This window comes from Croceitalea marina (assembly GCF_042684265.1).
Classification (GTDB): Bacteria; Bacteroidota; Bacteroidia; order Flavobacteriales; family Flavobacteriaceae; genus Croceitalea; species Croceitalea marina.
Genome location: NZ_JBHULB010000083.1, coordinates 118,936 through 135,793, shown reverse-complemented (window position 1 = coordinate 135,793; position 16,858 = coordinate 118,936). Strand labels below are relative to the sequence as shown.

Sequence of the window (16,858 nt, the reverse complement as noted above, 5' to 3'; positions counted from 1 at the left end):
ATGGATTACATTAAAATTTGCTATCGGAATAAATAAAATAATGAAACTAAAAACCGTACTAATAATTCTTAGTGTACTCGTAATCATATTTTTGTTGGTTAAGGGTTGCACATCATTATTAAAGAAAGAAATTAATGGCTCTGTCGAAAAATTAAAGTCTGGTAGAAAGACAGCTTTTTTAAAAGATGTTGACCTTTCTGAAGAAGGCTACGCCCTTATTCTAGATGATAAAAAACCCTATGTTTTGATTGATGATGGTGAGGTTTTAAAAACAAATCAAGATAAAATTAAATTAAAAATAAGTTGGATGAACTATCTCCCTGGCGAGGGTGGTGGTTATCACGGGCTGCGCGTCTACAGGTTTAATAAGTTGATTGATGCAAAATTGGCCAGAAGTTTTAAAACTTTTGAAATCGGAGATCTTCGTAAGCATGGCAGACCGGTAGAATTAAAATCGATATATGAGACAAGAGCGGTTTATGATCGGATGAGAGATTCTTTAAATGATAAGTCAGATATTTTTATTGCAAGAATTACGGAAACGAACAGCGATGGCTATGAATATCGCTTTACGCTAAACTGCCCTTCAATACTTGTGGCCCAAAACGATTCTACCTTTAACAAAATAGATTTTGGCTACGACTTTGCAAAGCGTATTGTGGAAAGCCTTTCTTCTTATACTGGTTTTAGCGCAGAAAATAACGCTTCTAGTAGCACTGAAATTCCACCTTTATTGGTGCTGAAAAAAAATGGAGCTACCTATTATCTTAGAAACGATGAAACAAACAATACACTTCCTTTAGAAGGCTATGAACTACATGGAAATCAACTTCTCTTTAGATGTACGAAGGCATTCTACGAACAAGTGAAACCCCATGACTTTAGCAATAGTTTTATTAGAAAAGGGCTTGCTGAAGATGAAATTAAAATGCTGATTCAAGACAAAATTGGGCCAGATAATGGTGAAATCACAAAAGATGCCGTTTACGAATCTATGTTTAGTTCAGATTTTAAGGTAGGTAAGCTATACGAGCAGAAATATGAACTACGTTATTTTGAATTAGTGGACGCTAACTGAAGTTTAAACACTATTTCTTCGCTGATTGATTTATGAGATAATTATATGCTGAATGGGTATTTCCTTCTTAAAACTCAAGCAATTCTAAATTTAAAAATAGAAGCCTTTAGAATCGATTGCTCAAAAAAGGAAATGGATTGATAACTATGCTATAACTGTTTTTTAAGCGCCTCTTTCATCGACTCTTTATCCTTTTCTTTTAAAGCCTCTAATTTTGCTGACTCACATAAGGAGGTAAACTTCGCGTTCTTAGCAGAGAACTTTGCACAGCTTTTGCAGTATGATATGTGAAGTTTAAGCTTTAAAACTTGCCACCAAGAAGCTTCCTCATACTGACTTTTGGTGCAAATTTCCGCCGCTTTATCGCAAGATATTTTCATATTTTAAAACCAATTTTGATTCATACATCCCATAAGGGCGGTTCTGGCCCTATGGATCATTACCCAAAGGTTTGACGGATTTATTCCCAACTCATTACAAATATCTTCCGTGCTTATACCTTGAATCGTTTTCATGGTGAATACCAAAGACTGTTTTTTGGGTAATTTTGAAAGGCAATCTTGTATAGCCAGACCCAGTTCTTCATTTTCAATTGTATCATCTCCACCTTTGCTAAAAGGGTCTGCAACACGCTCCTCTAGCCAATCGCCCTCACTTTCTTCACTTGAGCTGTTGTAGTTCATTCGCACTTCAGCCTTACCTTTTTTAGAATTGATTTTTCTATAATGATCGATTACTTTTCTTTTGAGGATGGCAATCAACCATGTGCGTTCCGCAGCATCACCCTTATAGTTTTTTGCAGATTTTAACCCGGCAAAAAAGGTTTCTTGTACCAAGTCTTTGGCAATTTCAGAGTCGCTTACTCTAGATACGGCATAATTAAAAAGATAATCCGCGTATTGATCGACCCAAGTTTCCGGATGAAGTTCGTGTGCTGGCATATTTTTCATTGGAGATTCAAATGTAATTGATTAAACAATCATTTTAAAACAAATGACTCGTAAAGAAATCACAGAATGTTCACAGTCTTAAATTTTAGGTAAGTGTTAACAATATAAGTTTTAAACACTTAATAGGCCTGCCCTTTCTAACAAAGCTTTAATCTTAGGTTCAGAACCCCTGAAACGTTTGTATAGGGTCATCGGGTTTTCAGTCCCGCCTTTTGAGAGTACATGTTCTTTAAACTTTGTAGCGATCGACTTATTAAATATACCGTGCTCTTTAAAGTAGGCGAAGGCATCGGCATCTAAAACTTCTGCCCATTTGTAACTATAATAGCCGGAGGAATATCCGCCTTGAAAAATATGTGCAAATGCCGTGCTCATACATGTTTCTGGTGTATCTGGATATAATTGGGTTCCTTCGAAAGCTTTGTTCTCAAAGACTTTTACATCTTTTATTTTAGAAGTATTTTTTGCATGCCATTCCATATCCAACTTTCCAAAACTGATTTGGCGCAGTGTGGCCATACCTTCTTGAAAAGCAGCAGATGCTTTTATTTTTTGAACCAATTCCATCGGTATTAACTCACCTGTTTCATAGTGGGTAGCGAAGAGTTCCAGTGCTTCTTTTTCATAGCACCAATTTTCCAACACCTGACTGGGGAGCTCAACAAAATCCCAATAAACCGATGTTCCCGAAAGACTTGGGTAAGTTGTATTTGCCAACATGCCGTGCAATCCGTGACCAAATTCATGAAAGAGGGTGGTTACTTCATTAAAGGTCAATAAGGATGGTTTTGTTGCCGTTGAAGGTGTAAAATTGCAAACATTTGAAATATGGGGTCTGCTATCTTCTCCATTTTTTCGAAACTGTGACTTAAAAGAAGTCATCCACGCGCCACCTCGTTTGCCCGGTCTTGGATGAAAATCTGCATAAAAAAGGGAGATAAAGTTGTTTTTATCGTCGTAAACCTCATAGGTCTTTACCTCGTCATGATACTTGTCTACATTAAAAACCTCTTTAAAAGTTAGTCCGAATAATTTTTCGGCCACTTTAAATACCCCGGCTATGACATTTTCAAGCTTAAAATAAGGTTTGAGCTTTTCATCATCAAGATTAAAAAGTTTTTGTTTGAGCTTTTCAGAATAATAAGCGCCATCCCATTTTTGTAAACGTTCAATTCCATCTAAATCTTTAGCAAATTGTTCGAGTTCGTAAAATTCGTTTTGGGCCGCTGGTTTTGCTTTAGTGAGCAATTCATCTAAAAAAGAAGTTACTTTTTCTGGAGTTTCTGCCATACGTTCTTCCAAAACAAAATGGGCGTGAGTTTTGTACCCTAACAGATTGGCGCGCTCATGCCTTAAATTGGCAATTTTCAGGACATTCTCTTGATTGTCAAGCGCATCATTTTTAAATGCCTTACTGCCAAAAGCCATAGAAAGCTCTTTTCGAAGCTCACGATTTTTAGCATATTTCATGAAGGGAATATAGCTTGGGTAATCTAAAGTGATTAGCCATCCATCTTTTTCTTTTGATTTGGCCAATTGCGTAGCGGCTTCTTTCGCACCTTCGGGCAGTCCGTCCAAATCTGATTCATTGGTGAGGTGCATTTGATATTTGTTGGTCTCCGCTAAAATGTTTTCACCAAATTTTAATTTGAGCTTGGCAAGTTTTGCATCGATTTCACGAAGACGCTTCTTTTTGTCGTCAGACAAGTTGGCTCCGTTGCGACTAAAACTTTTATAGCGCTTACTTAAAAGTGTACTTTCTTCAACGGTTAAATTTAATTTTTCACGTTGATCATAAACTGTTTTCACACGTTTGAACAACTCTTCGTTTAGTGTAATATCATTACTGAATTCTGATAATAGGGGAGAAACTTCTTGCGCTATTTTTTGAATTTCTTCATTGGTTTCTGCAGAGTTTAAATTAAAAAACACACTTGACACCCTATCTAATTGATATCCTGAATAATCTAGCGCAGCGATTGTATTTTTAAAAGTTGGTGCATTTTTGTTCGTAATTATAGCATCTATCTCTTTACGAGCTTCTTCGATTGCAGCTACAAAGGCAGGCTTAAAATGTTCATTTTTTATTAGCGAAAAAGGGGCCTGTTCAAAAGGTTTAAGAAGTGGGTTGTGCATTAGGTTTTAAGTTGAAATTTTTAATTCTCGCTTAGAAGGTCTTTCATGGTGATTGCATCTCTTTCTAAAAAATCTGAACCATCAAAATAAATATATCGCCATTTCAGTTCAGTGGTGTCCATATCGATCTGCCAATAATTTTCACCTCCTATTAATTTTATCTTTCTCTTTTCGGTATTAAGTTGTTCAATATCAAAACTATCCACCACCATCATTAGTTCGCTATGATACCACATAACGTCGTCTATAACAGACATAAAGTCTTCTGCGTCCCACTTTTCTTGTAACTCATTCAAAGCAATGCTATCTGGAGAAATAGAGACCATTGTGGGTTTGGTCAATTTTATTTCCTCAACATTTCGTTCGGATTGACATGACAAAAACACGAGCATCAAAAAGAAAATGATTTTTTTCATACTTACTTATTTAAGGACTTTGCCCCATCAATTACTTTCTGTTTCAGGCCTTCTTTATATAAAACAACCTTATCCAGCACACATTTGTCAGAGGCCCCTAATATTTGCGCTGCCAGAATACCTGCATTCTTTGCGCCATTAAGTGCTACGGTAGCTACCGGAACACCACTTGGCATTTGTAGAATTGAAAGCACAGAATCCCACCCATCAATTGAGTTAGAGCTTTTTACCGGAACCCCAATAACGGGTAAAGGAGACAGTGAAGCGACCATTCCCGGTAAATGTGCGGCCCCACCAGCACCGGCAATAATAACAGCATACCCATTTTTATGGGCATTTTTACTAAAATCGAACAATTTCTCTGGGGTTCTATGTGCAGAAACGATGTCAACATCAACTTCTATATCAAAACCTTTTAGAATATCAATGGCATCTTGCATGACCGGAAGGTCACTGGTGCTGCCCATTACTACGGCTACTTTGCTCATTTTTTAAGTTATTAAAGACTCATTTTTATATTACATCGTTCTATGGAGTCCATAGCGGCTCTCATAATTTTGTCATTCATAGTAGCTTTTGCGGCATCTCGGTAATAATTAACAGCCATATTGTACTCTTCCAATTGTTCATACATGATGGCGTATTCGTTGTAGAGCGTATATTTATCCATTCCAGGAATATCTTTGGCCTTCTCCAAAAGTGATTTTAAATCATCAAATCTTCCCAAAGTAGATAAAAGTATAGCATAGTTCTTATATACAGCTGTATATGCCGGGCTATGTTCTAGCGCTAACTTGTAGTTTTTTTCGGCATTTTCAAAATCTCTTACCTTGGTTTCAAAGACCCAGCCTAAATGGTTATAGGCTTTTCCGAATGTTGGGTCTTCTTTTAAAATAGCTTCAAATGCCTCTACAGCTGCCTCTATTTTTCCTGCCTTTAAGTCTTGATCGGCCTTATTGAATTTTTCTTCTAGTCGATAACGTTTTCCAATATTCATAAAACTAAATTTCATGCAAAAAAATATGCTTTGTCTTGGGTCACTAATACCCCTGAAACAGGGATTTACTAGCCTTTTGATACTACCTTAATTTTTTCTTTTACTTTTTGAGCAACTTCCCTTGCCCTCGTCATGTCTTCATCTACGATGGTCACATGTCCCATTTTACGAAAAGGTCTCGTTTGTTTCTTTCCATAAATATGAGGGGTTACACCGTCTAATTGAATAATCTCTTCTATGTTTTCATAGACCACATTTCCGGTATGGTTTTCTGCGCCTACCAAATTCACCATCACTCCCGCAACTTTACTATCGGTATTCCCAAGGGGAAGCCCTAAAATAGCACGAATATGTTGTTCAAATTGATTGGTATAACTAGCTTCTATACTGTAATGGCCACTGTTATGAGGCCTTGGCGCTACCTCGTTCACTAAAATCGTATCTTCTTGTGTTTGAAACAGTTCTACGGCCAATAATCCCACATGCTGAATTTTATCGGCCACTTTAAGCGCTACTTCTCGTGCTTTTTGTGCTACTTTTTCATCAATTCGAGCGGGGCAGATAACATATTCCACTTGATTGGCTTCTGGATGAAATTCCATCTCAACAACGGGATAGGTTTTAATTTCACCTTTTGTACTACGTGCAACGATTACGGCCAATTCGTTTTTGAAATTCACCATTTGCTCCGCAATACATTCTACATTGGGCAGGCCTTCTAAATCAGAAACCGAGCGCACAACTTTTACACCCTGTCCGTCATAACCGAACTGAGCACTTTTCCATACAAAAGGAAGCTCTAAACCGCCATTTGAAATACTATCCTCAATTTCTGAGGTATAGGCAAACCTAGTAAATGGTGAAGTGGGAATGTCGTTGTCGGTATAAAACAGTTTTTGCGTTGCTTTGTTCTGAATTATACGCAATGCACTTGGTTGCGGGTAGACTTTCACCCCTTCTTCTTCTAGTTTTTCTAAAGCATCGGTGTTTACATTTTCGATTTCTATGGTCAGGATATTTACGTCTTTTCCAAAATTGTAAACGGTATCAAAGTCCATCAAACTACCCAACACAAATTCATTACAGGCAATTTTGCAGGGAGCCTCTTTTGAAGTGTCTAAAACTTTGGTCTGAATGTCCCATTTTCGGGTTTCATACAATAGCATTTTACCCAGTTGTCCTCCACCGAGAATACCTAGTTTAAAATCCGAAGAAAAATAGTGCATGTTAAATCTACTTGGAATATGAACAAAAATACATCGAATTCCCAAAAGGGTGAAGGTTTACGGCAAAAAGCACGTCTAAAAAATGCTATCTTTGCCAACTGTTAAAAAAAACAAGAACACTTTGATTAAGCTACACGACAAGCTTTTTAAACCGTATCTGAGCGAAGCTGAAATTTTGGCCGCCGTACAAAAAATGGCAGATGAAATTGCTCGTGACTATAAAGACGAAGTTCCGATTTTTGTAGGTGTCTTAAATGGGTCTTTTATGTTCGTTGCAGATTTTTTAAAGGCATATCAATTTCCGTGCGAAGTGTCTTTTGTGAAACTGAGCAGTTATCAAGGATTGACCTCTACAGGTATCGTAGAAACCTTGCTTGATGTTTCTGAAGATATTGAAGGTAGAAGTGTTATTATTTTAGAAGACATCATCGATACTGGTCGTACGTTGCAACAACTGGTGCATTTGTTTTCTAAAACCAATGTAAAAGAGTTTAAAATCGCCTCATTATTCTATAAATCTGAAGTCTATAATGGAGAGTACACCATTGACTATATCGGACTCGATATCCCTAACCGATTTATAGTTGGTTACGGATTGGATTACAATGAGTTAGGCAGAAATTTAAAAGAAGTATATCAACTAAACCAAACCCATATGATTAACCTAGTGCTTTTTGGAAAGCCTGGTGCAGGTAAAGGAACCCAAGCTGGGTTTTTAAAGGAAAAGTATAATTTAAAACATATTTCTACGGGAGATGTTTTTCGCTATAACATGAAGAACGATACCCAATTAGGAAAGTTGGCTAAGTCTTATATTGATAGAGGAGATTTGGTGCCCGATGAGGTAACCATAAGTATGTTGAAGGATGAGGTTGAAAAAAACAGCGACGCTGCCGGGTTTATATTTGACGGTTTCCCCAGAACAGCTGCCCAAGCGGAAGCTTTGGATAATTTTTTAGAATCTAAAGACATGCAGGTCGATGCTACTATAGCTTTAGAAGCGGAAGATGATATTTTAGTTGCTCGATTGTTAGAACGCGGAAAGGAAAGTGGTCGTAGCGATGATCAAGATGAAAGTAAAATTCGTAACCGATTTGATGAGTACAACCAAAAGACAGCGCCTTTAAAAGACTATTATTCAAAACAGGGCAAATTTCACGCTGTAAATGGAATAGGGGATATTGTAGAGATTACTGGCCGTTTGGCCAAAGTGATTGACGCCCTTTAAGCAATTCTTAATTATAATGGAATGCCAGATAAAGTAATAACGCCAAAATATGCATTTAAGAGTTGTTTGCTGGTGATTCTTACAATTTTGGTATTCTTAATAGGCTGCGCTTGCTATTTGATTTATACATTTTACTTTGATGATTCCTTGGACTTCGAATAGTCTGAATTTAAAATACAACTATGACCGAAGGTAATTTTGTTGATTATGTAAAGGCTTTTGTAAGCTCAGGTAATGGAGGCAAGGGCTCTGTGCATCTACATCGAGAGAAATATATTACCAAGGGCGGCCCTGATGGTGGTGATGGCGGTCGAGGGGGTCATGTTATTATAAGAGGTAACAGTAATCTATGGACTTTGGTCACCTACAAGTTCAAAAAACATTTTAAGGCGGGCCATGGTGAACATGGCAGTAAAAATAGAAGTAGTGGTGCCGATGGGCAAGATATTTATATGGATGTACCTTTAGGTACTGTTGTGCGCGATGCCGAAAGCAATGAGATTCTTTTTGAAATAACAGAAAACGGTGAAGAGAAAATTGTAGCGGAAGGTGGTATGGGCGGTCGCGGTAATTGGCATTTTAAGACATCAACGAACCAAACGCCCCGTTATGCCCAACCCGGAATACCTGGTCAAGAACAAAGCATAATCTTAGAATTGAAATTATTGGCCGATGTTGGTTTGGTCGGGTTTCCAAACGCGGGTAAATCAACACTACTTTCGGTAATAACTTCTGCAAAGCCAAAGATTGCCGATTATGAGTTTACAACGCTAAAACCCAATCTTGGCATTGTTGAATATCGCGATTTTCAAAGTTTCGTCATGGCCGATATACCTGGTATTATCGAAGGTGCTGCCGAGGGTAAAGGTTTAGGGCACTACTTTTTGCGTCATATTGAGCGTAATGCAACTTTGTTGTTTTTAATTCCTGCGGATAGTAAAGACATTACCAAAGAGTATGAAATTCTCTTGGATGAGCTGCGCAGATATAACCCCGAACTGGTAGATAAACAGCGGATTATTGCGATTTCTAAAAGTGATATGTTGGATGATGAACTTATGGGGGAGATGAAGGCAATTTTAGATAAAGATTTAAATGTACCGTATATGTTTATCTCTTCAGTGGCCCAAAAAGGGATACAAGAGTTGAAAGATATGCTTTGGAAGTTGTTAAACGAATAATTCCCCCTTTTTAAAATACCAACCCTATTAATTTGTAATTTTAAGTAGATTCAGCTGCAATGAAGAATTTGCTTTACATAGTTATTTTGTGTGTTTTGGTTTCGTGCAATGCGGTTCGCGTCAACTATGATTATGATAAAGGCACAGATTTTTCTAACTACACTACCTACAACTATTTTGAGGATATGCAGTCTGGCTTAAGCCAGCTAGACGAGAAACGTCTACTGAATATTTTGGATTCCACTTTGCAGTCTAAGGGATACCTGCTTTCCGAAGAACCCGAATTCTTGATCAATATTAAAAGTGCGGTATTTCAATCAAATTCAGGGAACAATGTTGGTGTTGGTGTTGGTGGTGGAGGCAGAAATGTGGGTGGTGGTTTGTCGATTGGTATTCCTGTAGGTAATTCGGGTGTACAGCGGCAGATTTTGTTTGATTTTGTAGATGCTAGCAAAAATGCACTCTTTTGGCAGGCAGATACAGAAAGTAGTTTTAAAGAGAACACCACACCCTTATATCGAGAAGAACAGCTCAAGAATATCGTCAAAAAAGCATTTTCTAAATACCCTCCCGATTTAAAGTAGTAGTTTTCTCCGCTTAGATTTAGCAATTTACCGTTCGCCATAATTCACTTCGTAGTTGTTCAACTTCAAAATATATTTGAACAAAATGTAACTGAATGTAACATATTGAGCTCATAATACACTCATATATAGCATTCTAAAAAATATTCAACAATTAAAAACACATTTATGAGAACAAAGCTTTCAAATTTATTTGCAACGGCTGTTTTCCTTCTAATAGGAGTTAGCAGTTATGCACAAGATATTTCCGGTTCTTGGAAAGGGACCTTATCGGTTCAAGGAATGGAGATGCCATTAATCTTTAATGTATCTAATGAAGATGGGGTATTAAAATCTACAATGGACAGCCCATCGCAAGGCGCTACAGATATTCCTATGGATGAGACTATATTTTCTGATAATCAACTCACAATCGTATTCAAGCAGGCGGGTATTAAGTATGTTGGTACTGCAGATGGTGGAGCTGTAAATGGCACTTTTTATCAAGGTGGAATGGAGTTTCCTTTAAATTTAGAAAAAACGGTAAAAACGATTCCCGGTAATCCAGAATTGGTTTCATCGGATATGGATTTGCAAAAGCTGGCAAGCCTTGATGAAGGAAATTACAGATATACAGTTGAAGATTATTTTGCCAAACCTAAAGCTTCCACCTTTCGATTTTCACCTGACGGAAAATACATGTCTTACCGTGAGAAAGATGAAAATGGAAAGCGCCATATTTATGTAAAAAATGTGGCGACCGGCGAAGCCAAAAGAGCTATCGAAGAAAAAGAAGAATTAGTTAGAGGTTACGGTTGGATCAACAATGAAAGGTTGGTTTACCTTATGGACAAGGGCGGTGACGAAAATTACCATGTTTACGCCATTAATTTAGATGGTAGTAATCTTAAAGATTTAACTCCTTTTGATGGGGTTCAAGCACAGTTTTCCGACCTTTTGAAAGAAGACAAAGACCATATTATTGTACTGATGAATAAGAACAATAAACAGGTTTTTGAACCTTTTAAAGTAAATGTAGTTAGTGGAGAACTAAAACAATTGTTCAAAAACGATGATCCTGCGAACCCTATTGCGGGGTATAATTTTGATAAAGACGGCAACCTTAAAGCTTATACAAAAATCAGGGATGGCGTAGAACAAGACTTATATTATGAAGATGGTAAAGGTGGTTTTGAAGTAATTAAGAGTTTAAGCTGGAAAGATGCTTTTGGAATATTGAACTTTGACTATGCCACAGAAAATCCTCATGATGCTTATATGGTGTCTAACATAGAAAGCGATAAGTCTAAAATAGTTCTTTATGATTTAAAGGAAGAAAAGGTTATTAAGGAAGTTTTTTCAAATGAAAATTTTGACGTCTCTAATATGAGTCTTTCAAGAAAAAGAGGCTACGAACTGGACTTTGTTTCTTATGAGGGTGAAAAAAGTGTAATTCTTCCTGTGAGCGATTCTTATAAAAAACTGCACAAGCGAATTACTACTAAATTCCCGGGCAAACAGTACAGCATAGCTGATGCTACAGATGATGAGAATAATCTTTTGATCTTTCTACAGAGCGACCGTTTGTATGGTGAATACCATTCTTATGACGTTAAAAAAGATGAGTTCAAGTTTTTGTACAATTTAATGCCTCAATTAAAAGAGGAAGATATGTCTGAAATGCGCCCTATTACTTTTAAAAGTAGGGATGGTTTAACAATTCATGGCTATATCACCTTACCTAAAGCCGCTTTGGCCGGTGAGAAAGTACCGGTAATTGTAAATCCGCATGGAGGACCACAAGGTATTCGAGATTCGTGGGGCTTTAATCCAGAAGCGCAATTGTTTGCCAGCCGTGGGTATGCCACCTTACAGGTTAATTTCAGAATTTCCGGAGGTTACGGAAAAGAATTTTTGGAATCAGGTTTCAAACAAATAGGTAGAAAAGCCATGGATGATGTTGAAGACGGCTTAAAATATGTAATCGACCAAGGTTGGGTAGATGCTAAAAAAGCAGCTATCTACGGCGGTAGTCATGGTGGCTATGCGGTACTTCGAGGTATGACCAAAACACCTGATTTATATGCTTGTGGTGTAGATTATGTGGGAGTTTCCAACTTATTCACCTTTATGAAAACCATTCCGCCTTATTGGAAGCCTTATTTGAAGATTATCAAAGAAATTTGGTATGACGAAGATATCGCAGAAGAAAAGAAAATCATGGAAGAAGTTTCACCGGTATATCAAATAGATAAAATAAAGAAGCCTTTATTCGTAGTTCAGGGTGCCAATGACCCACGAGTAAATATTGACGAATCTGACCAGATTGTTAGTGCTCTTAGAGGAAAAGGTTATGATGTGCCTTATATGGTAAAATATGACGAAGGCCATGGTTTTGCTAAAGAAGAGAACTCAATTGCACTATACAAGGCTATGATGGGGTTCTATGCAAAGCATTTAGGCCAGGATCAAATTCCTACACCTTTAAAAAACTAAATAACCAACCATAACTTGTTGCAAGGGAGCCATTTGGCTCCCTTTTTTGTTGAGATACATTACAATTTTCAATTCGGTAATCGCTAATTACCGTTCGGTAAGTCCGTTTGACCGTTGGTCATAATTTACTTTCAAAACCATTCGTTTGGGCATACTTTTACTTCATAATCAAACAAAAACAACTAGTAATGATAACACTTGCAAAACTTATAATAGAAGCAGTATTAGCCATTTTACTTTAATAATAACCATTAAAAACCATAACAATGAAAAACTCTAATAACATAAAGCAGGTAGTATTTATAATAGGATTTTTAACCCTTTTAGTAGGCCTATTTAATGTAATAAGTAATAGCCTTATGACGAACTTTCTTCCCTTATACATTGGCCTTGCCTTAATCGGATTGTCTGTTTCTCATAAAGAAGACAAAGCAAAAACTTTAAATGCTTAATTATGAATAAGACAAGAACTTCACTTTGGATAGCGGGAGGAATGCTCATGCTAAGTGCAATTTTCAGTCAAATTCTAACAAAAGATATTGCCCAGGTATTAGTCCTGGGCTTGTCAGGTTTAGGCTTCACTATTCTAGGTTTTTCAAAGCAGGGGAGAAAACAAATGGCTTGTGAGGCAAAATCGCTAAAAAAGAGTCCTATCAAGTCAACCTTGATGCTATTAGGATTTACTTTGTTCTTTGGAGGATTGGGCTATTTTTTTGGCCAAATGTTATATCACATAATCAATTAGGTCTAAATGATTAAGAAGGAAATACTAACATTGCAGAAAGTTTTTTATACCGTCTTGTTCATCTTATTGTTTTACTATTTAGGTAAATTCGCAGGATTCATATTACATTTTTTTGGTTTGGTGCTATAACCTTTAATTTATGACCTTAAAACAAAAGAATTATAACCAGATTTTTTGGGTGCTTCAGCTTTTGGGTTGGGGTTCCTTTTTTTTATTGGTCTTTCTAACATTGCGAACAGATGGAGGTATAATAGAGAAAACTATTTTTTACATTTCAATGTGTATTGTTGGGATTTTACCAACGGGACTACTACGATTTTACCTAAAAAAGACAAATAGTGTAGCTAACTTCAATTTTTTTAATGTATTTAAAATTATTGTTGGAGTGGCCTTGGCGGCATTATTAATGATAAAGCTGCCTCGTCAGTTAGGTAGGTTGTCTCGCTTTTTAATGGATGTACTATTAGATAATCCGAATTTAGATATTTCGGCACCTGTTGCTGGCGAAAATAGTGCCCCGACCTATTTAGGCTCACTACTTTTGATTTTTGTTTGGACTGTTATTTATTTGACGATTAAGTATTTTATTAGATTAAATAAAATACGGGCAGATAAACTTCAACTAAAAGAGTCTATCAAACAAGCACAGCTCAATACATTACGGGGTCACTTAAACCCAGATTTTATTGTAAATGCCCTTAATGGAATAAAAGCATTAATGCCTCTTGATGTAAGCAAATCTAGGTCGCTACTGACACAATTATCTGAAGTATTGCGCTATTCGTTGACCAAAAACAACGTAAATAAGGTCAGTTTAAAAGACGAAGTAGAACTTGTAGAGAACTATGCCAACCTAATTAAAACGATATCCGAATCTAAACTTGATATAAGGTGTAATATAGAACAACGCTTACTTCATCACGAAATTCCGCCGATGCTATTGGTGAATCTTTGTGAGGTTGGCACTAAAAGCGATAGTCCAAAATCCAAGGAGCAAAAAAATATTATATTCCATGTTGACAAAATTTCGAATTTTTTAAAACTGAGAATAGAATACAATGATTTTACAGAATCTAATTTGGATACTGTATTGATGAAAAGAATTAAGCAGCGTCTAAAATTATTGTATAAAACTTCTGCGGAATTTAAAAAGAGAAGTACCGATTCTGGAGTTCAGATTAAGATAAATCTGCCCTTAATAGTTCAAAATCAATAAAAGAATGAAAGCTAAGAACAAAGAGCGTCTTTTTTGGTTATTACAATTAGCGGGTTGGGGTGTAACTAATGGTTTCATATTTGTTTTCCCTTTCGGGTTCAGTACAAAGTATATGATATATTCATTTTTAACTGCTACACTTCTCGGTATTTTGACAACTTCGCTGTACAGAGCTTACTTAAGGAAAAATGTGGGCCTAAGTTTTAATGAGAATAAAAAAGTGCTAAAATTACTAGGAGCCTTTTTAGTATGCAGTATTTCATACTTTGGATTAGTAATTTCAGTAGAGTATCTCTATGAAAGTATTTGGGAGCGAACGGAAAGTGAGCTTGCTTTTATCAAGGAGAATATGAGCTTTGGCTTGGCCCTTTTTAATGTCTTTTTTACGATTTTTGGTTGGACCGCTATTTACTATGGGGTTAATCTGGTCTTAAAGGCGAACAAAAACAATCTCGAAAAACTAGAACTAAACGCAACGCTAAAAGAAGCACAGTTAAATACCTTAAGAGGGCAGGTTAATCCTCATTTTATGTTCAATAGTCTAAATAATATTCGGGGCTTAATGTTGGAAGATGTTGACAAGTCTAGTGAAATGATTACAAAGCTTTCTGAAATGTTACAATTCGCCATGGCGAAAAATTCGGTGGATGCGATACCGATCAAAGATGAGCTTGAAATGGTCGAAAACTATATTAGTCTATCTAAAATACAAATGGAAGATAGGCTGCAATTTGAGAAAGATATTGATGACAAGGTGCTTGATTCAAAAATACCGCCTATGATTATTCAACTTTTAGTTGAGAACGCTGCAAAACACGGTATTGCCAATTTAAAGAATGGAGGAATTATAAAACTTCAAATAGCAAAATCGGAAGATATTTTGAATATACTTGTTTCCAATACGGGTAAGCTTCAAATTGCAGAGAATTCTACACAATTAGGGCTGAAAAATATCAAACAAAGACTAAGATTATTATACGGAGAAAAAGCAAGCTTTAGTCTTAGTGAGGTAGGTGAAGAGGTGGTTGCAGAAATAAATATTCCACAGATATGAGTATAAAAGCGGTAATAGTTGAAGATTCGCGCTTAGCTCGTAATGAGTTAAAAGAGCTATTAAAAAGCCACTCTGATATTGAGCTGATAGGTGAGGCAGAAAATGTAGATCTGGGTTATGAGTTGATACAAAAAACACATCCTGATTTGTTGTTTTTAGATATAAATATGCCCGAGAAAGATGGTTTCGAACTTTTAGAAATGCTTGATGATGTACCCATAACGGTTTTTACGACCGCTTTTGATGAATATGCGATTAAGTCGTTTGAATATAACGCCTTAGACTATTTGCTTAAACCAATCAATGACAAGCGTTTTGCTGCGGCTATTGAAAAGGTAAAATCTAAGATAGCGGCTAAAGAAGAAGAAAATGGTTCTTCTGCCAAGCTTACCGAGAGCAGTCAAATTTTTATAAAAGATGGAGAGCAGTGTTGGTTGGTAAAAATTGGCGAAATCTCCCATTTTGAAATCGTTGGTAATTATACCCGCGTATTTTTTCAAGGGCATAGACCAATGCTATATAAATCATTAAACCAGATTGAAGAGAAATTACCAGAAGGTTCTTTTTTTAGGGCTAATCGCCAACAGATAGTTAATACCAATTTTATCGCTACTGTAGTTCCGTGGTTTAATGGAAAATTAAAACTTACGATGCAAAATGATGATGAGGTAGAAGTTTCAAGAAGGCAGTCTTACCTGTTTAAAGACCGAATGAGTTTTTAAATAAAAAAAGCCTCTCAATTTGAGAGGCTTTTTTATTAAGTTCTTTATCCTTTCAGCATTGCCGAGTAACTATCTTTATAACCAATTAAAGTAATTACATTCAGTAAAAGCAATCCAATGGCCGGGCCAATATTAGCGGGATCTAAAGTAGCGTGAAAAAGTACGGCGTTTACCGAAACACTCATTAGAATAACGGTTAGTAAAGCTCCCCATTTATTAAAAATAAGGGCAAGACCAGCTACCACTTCAACAATTCCGACCAGGTTTAGTGTTTGACTTTTAGCCAATGCGCCAAAATAATTGAGTGCATCTCCGGTCAGTTCAAAAGCGGGTAAAAAGTTTAAAAACTTGTTGAGTCCAAATACTAGAACAAATAGTCCTAATAAAATTCGAACTACTAAAAAGATTTTTGATTTCATTTGTTAAAAATTTGTTGGTTTGTCGATAAAACTAAACAAAATTTACAAAATCATCATTTTTAATGGTAAGGTACTGTAATTAACCTATCTGTACTCGTCTCTTGCAGGGCTAAAAATATCCATGAGCTTACAGGTGGTTAAGGCCTTTCCACTATGCGGAATGTTAGATGGTATGATTACAACATCTCCGGGTTCATAAGTCTTTGTAGTTCCATCCAAAGTAAACTCAAAAGTTCCCTCAACAACATGCATTATTTGCTCATGAATATGATGGTGCTCAGGTACCTCCGCTCCTTCGTCCACATCCCAAAAAACCCAGGTCATCGATTCTGAATGGACTAGTTTGCCGTGATAACCGGGCATTATTTCTTTAGAAGGTATAGTTGATAAGTTCATGTTTTTATTTTTTTTCAAGATATGAATTATTAAAA

At 36.5% G+C, this 16,858-nt stretch carries 19 protein-coding genes; 10 read left to right on the top strand and 9 right to left on the bottom strand.

Features of this window, described 5'->3' with window-relative positions; all coding sequences use genetic code 11:
* Positions 1-40 precede the first annotated feature (40 nt).
* Complete coding sequence (locus ACFSQJ_RS19485; protein WP_377768590.1) at positions 41-1,078, top strand: hypothetical protein; 1,038 nt, start codon at positions 41-43, stop codon at positions 1,076-1,078.
* Between the two features lie 149 nt (positions 1,079-1,227).
* Here ACFSQJ_RS19485 and ACFSQJ_RS19480 read toward each other — a convergent pair whose 3' ends face one another.
* The 7 genes from ACFSQJ_RS19480 to ACFSQJ_RS19450 all read right to left on the bottom strand — a co-directional run bounded on the left by ACFSQJ_RS19480 (position 1,228) and on the right by ACFSQJ_RS19450 (position 6,803).
* Positions 1,228-1,458, bottom strand: coding sequence for a hypothetical protein (locus ACFSQJ_RS19480; protein WP_377768589.1), 231 nt, complete (start codon positions 1,456-1,458; stop codon positions 1,228-1,230).
* Positions 1,459-1,461: 3 nt separating this feature from the next.
* On the bottom strand, positions 1,462-2,019 hold the full coding sequence (locus tag ACFSQJ_RS19475) for a sigma-70 family RNA polymerase sigma factor (protein WP_377768588.1): 558 nt from the start codon (positions 2,017-2,019) through the stop codon (positions 1,462-1,464).
* Positions 2,020-2,139: 120 nt separating this feature from the next.
* Positions 2,140-4,164 (bottom strand): M3 family metallopeptidase, encoded by a 2,025-nt coding sequence (locus ACFSQJ_RS19470; RefSeq protein ID WP_377768587.1) that lies wholly within the window; start codon positions 4,162-4,164, stop codon positions 2,140-2,142.
* Positions 4,165-4,184: 20 nt separating this feature from the next.
* Positions 4,185-4,580 (bottom strand): hypothetical protein, encoded by a 396-nt coding sequence (locus tag ACFSQJ_RS19465; protein ID WP_377768586.1) that lies wholly within the window; start codon positions 4,578-4,580, stop codon positions 4,185-4,187.
* Between the two features lie 2 nt (positions 4,581-4,582).
* Positions 4,583-5,068 (bottom strand): 5-(carboxyamino)imidazole ribonucleotide mutase, encoded by a 486-nt coding sequence (purE, locus tag ACFSQJ_RS19460; protein ID WP_377768585.1) that lies wholly within the window; start codon positions 5,066-5,068, stop codon positions 4,583-4,585.
* Positions 5,069-5,079: 11 nt separating this feature from the next.
* A complete protein-coding gene (locus ACFSQJ_RS19455) occupies positions 5,080-5,577 on the bottom strand; it encodes a tetratricopeptide repeat protein (RefSeq protein ID WP_377768584.1) in 498 nt (165 codons plus the stop codon).
* A gap of 68 nt (positions 5,578-5,645) precedes the next feature.
* Entirely contained in the window at positions 5,646-6,803 is a 1,158-nt protein-coding gene (locus ACFSQJ_RS19450; RefSeq protein ID WP_377768583.1) for a 5-(carboxyamino)imidazole ribonucleotide synthase, read from the bottom strand.
* A gap of 121 nt (positions 6,804-6,924) precedes the next feature.
* Here ACFSQJ_RS19450 and ACFSQJ_RS19445 point away from each other — a divergent pair, with 121 nt between their 5' ends.
* From ACFSQJ_RS19445 to ACFSQJ_RS19405, 9 genes are all read left to right on the top strand, one after another.
* Entirely contained in the window at positions 6,925-8,031 is a 1,107-nt protein-coding gene (locus tag ACFSQJ_RS19445; protein ID WP_377768582.1) for an adenylate kinase, read from the top strand.
* A gap of 182 nt (positions 8,032-8,213) precedes the next feature.
* Positions 8,214-9,212 (top strand): GTPase ObgE, encoded by a 999-nt coding sequence (gene obgE / locus ACFSQJ_RS19440; RefSeq protein WP_377768581.1) that lies wholly within the window; start codon positions 8,214-8,216, stop codon positions 9,210-9,212.
* A gap of 59 nt (positions 9,213-9,271) precedes the next feature.
* Positions 9,272-9,796: a DUF4136 domain-containing protein gene (locus ACFSQJ_RS19435; RefSeq protein WP_377768580.1), complete on the top strand. Its 525-nt coding sequence runs from the start codon at positions 9,272-9,274 to the stop codon at positions 9,794-9,796.
* 168 nt (positions 9,797-9,964) lie between these two features.
* Entirely contained in the window at positions 9,965-12,271 is a 2,307-nt protein-coding gene (locus ACFSQJ_RS19430) for a S9 family peptidase (RefSeq protein ID WP_377768579.1), read from the top strand.
* A 266-nt stretch (positions 12,272-12,537) separates the two neighbouring features.
* Entirely contained in the window at positions 12,538-12,723 is a 186-nt protein-coding gene (locus tag ACFSQJ_RS19425) for a hypothetical protein (protein ID WP_377768578.1), read from the top strand.
* A 2-nt stretch (positions 12,724-12,725) separates the two neighbouring features.
* Positions 12,726-13,016 (top strand): hypothetical protein, encoded by a 291-nt coding sequence (locus ACFSQJ_RS19420; protein WP_377768577.1) that lies wholly within the window; start codon positions 12,726-12,728, stop codon positions 13,014-13,016.
* Between the two features lie 139 nt (positions 13,017-13,155).
* A complete protein-coding gene (locus tag ACFSQJ_RS19415) occupies positions 13,156-14,232 on the top strand; it encodes a sensor histidine kinase (protein WP_377768576.1) in 1,077 nt (358 codons plus the stop codon).
* Positions 14,233-14,236: 4 nt separating this feature from the next.
* Positions 14,237-15,286 carry a sensor histidine kinase gene (locus tag ACFSQJ_RS19410; protein ID WP_377768575.1) on the top strand — a complete coding sequence of 350 codons (1,050 nt, stop codon included), beginning with the start codon at positions 14,237-14,239 and terminating at the stop codon, positions 15,284-15,286.
* Positions 15,283-16,008 carry a LytR/AlgR family response regulator transcription factor gene (locus ACFSQJ_RS19405; protein ID WP_377768574.1) on the top strand — a complete coding sequence of 242 codons (726 nt, stop codon included), beginning with the start codon at positions 15,283-15,285 and terminating at the stop codon, positions 16,006-16,008. The genes ACFSQJ_RS19410 and ACFSQJ_RS19405 overlap by 4 nt, the downstream gene beginning before the upstream one ends.
* A gap of 44 nt (positions 16,009-16,052) precedes the next feature.
* Here ACFSQJ_RS19405 and ACFSQJ_RS19400 read toward each other — a convergent pair whose 3' ends face one another.
* Together ACFSQJ_RS19400 and ACFSQJ_RS19395 are read right to left on the bottom strand one after the other, a co-directional pair.
* Positions 16,053-16,427, bottom strand: coding sequence for a DoxX family membrane protein (locus ACFSQJ_RS19400; RefSeq protein WP_377768573.1), 375 nt, complete (start codon positions 16,425-16,427; stop codon positions 16,053-16,055).
* An 84-nt stretch (positions 16,428-16,511) separates the two neighbouring features.
* On the bottom strand, positions 16,512-16,823 hold the full coding sequence (locus ACFSQJ_RS19395) for a cupin domain-containing protein (RefSeq protein WP_377768572.1): 312 nt from the start codon (positions 16,821-16,823) through the stop codon (positions 16,512-16,514).
* Positions 16,824-16,858: the final 35 nt, after the last annotated feature.

Excerpts from the sequence above, each read along its gene's own strand:
- ACFSQJ_RS19395 (WP_377768572.1), bottom strand. The coding sequence starts at position 16,823 with ATGAACTTATCAACTATACCTTCTAAAGAAATAATGCCCGGTTATCAC.
- ACFSQJ_RS19465 (WP_377768586.1), bottom strand. The coding sequence starts at position 4,580 with ATGAAAAAAATCATTTTCTTTTTGATGCTCGTGTTTTTGTCATGTCAA.
- ACFSQJ_RS19425 (WP_377768578.1), top strand. The coding sequence starts at position 12,538 with ATGAAAAACTCTAATAACATAAAGCAGGTAGTATTTATAATAGGATTT.
- ACFSQJ_RS19480 (WP_377768589.1), bottom strand. The coding sequence starts at position 1,458 with ATGAAAATATCTTGCGATAAAGCGGCGGAAATTTGCACCAAAAGTCAG.
- ACFSQJ_RS19450 (WP_377768583.1), bottom strand. The coding sequence starts at position 6,803 with ATGCACTATTTTTCTTCGGATTTTAAACTAGGTATTCTCGGTGGAGGA.
- ACFSQJ_RS19470 (WP_377768587.1), bottom strand. The coding sequence starts at position 4,164 with ATGCACAACCCACTTCTTAAACCTTTTGAACAGGCCCCTTTTTCGCTA.
- ACFSQJ_RS19430 (WP_377768579.1), top strand. The coding sequence starts at position 9,965 with ATGAGAACAAAGCTTTCAAATTTATTTGCAACGGCTGTTTTCCTTCTA.
- ACFSQJ_RS19405 (WP_377768574.1), top strand. The coding sequence starts at position 15,283 with ATGAGTATAAAAGCGGTAATAGTTGAAGATTCGCGCTTAGCTCGTAAT.
- ACFSQJ_RS19455 (WP_377768584.1), bottom strand. The coding sequence starts at position 5,577 with ATGAATATTGGAAAACGTTATCGACTAGAAGAAAAATTCAATAAGGCC.
- obgE (WP_377768581.1), top strand. The coding sequence starts at position 8,214 with ATGACCGAAGGTAATTTTGTTGATTATGTAAAGGCTTTTGTAAGCTCA.
- ACFSQJ_RS19475 (WP_377768588.1), bottom strand. The coding sequence starts at position 2,019 with ATGCCAGCACACGAACTTCATCCGGAAACTTGGGTCGATCAATACGCG.
- ACFSQJ_RS19415 (WP_377768576.1), top strand. The coding sequence starts at position 13,156 with ATGACCTTAAAACAAAAGAATTATAACCAGATTTTTTGGGTGCTTCAG.
- ACFSQJ_RS19420 (WP_377768577.1), top strand. The coding sequence starts at position 12,726 with ATGAATAAGACAAGAACTTCACTTTGGATAGCGGGAGGAATGCTCATG.
- ACFSQJ_RS19410 (WP_377768575.1), top strand. The coding sequence starts at position 14,237 with ATGAAAGCTAAGAACAAAGAGCGTCTTTTTTGGTTATTACAATTAGCG.
- ACFSQJ_RS19485 (WP_377768590.1), top strand. The coding sequence starts at position 41 with ATGAAACTAAAAACCGTACTAATAATTCTTAGTGTACTCGTAATCATA.
- purE (WP_377768585.1), bottom strand. The coding sequence starts at position 5,068 with ATGAGCAAAGTAGCCGTAGTAATGGGCAGCACCAGTGACCTTCCGGTC.
- ACFSQJ_RS19435 (WP_377768580.1), top strand. The coding sequence starts at position 9,272 with ATGAAGAATTTGCTTTACATAGTTATTTTGTGTGTTTTGGTTTCGTGC.
- ACFSQJ_RS19400 (WP_377768573.1), bottom strand. The coding sequence starts at position 16,427 with ATGAAATCAAAAATCTTTTTAGTAGTTCGAATTTTATTAGGACTATTT.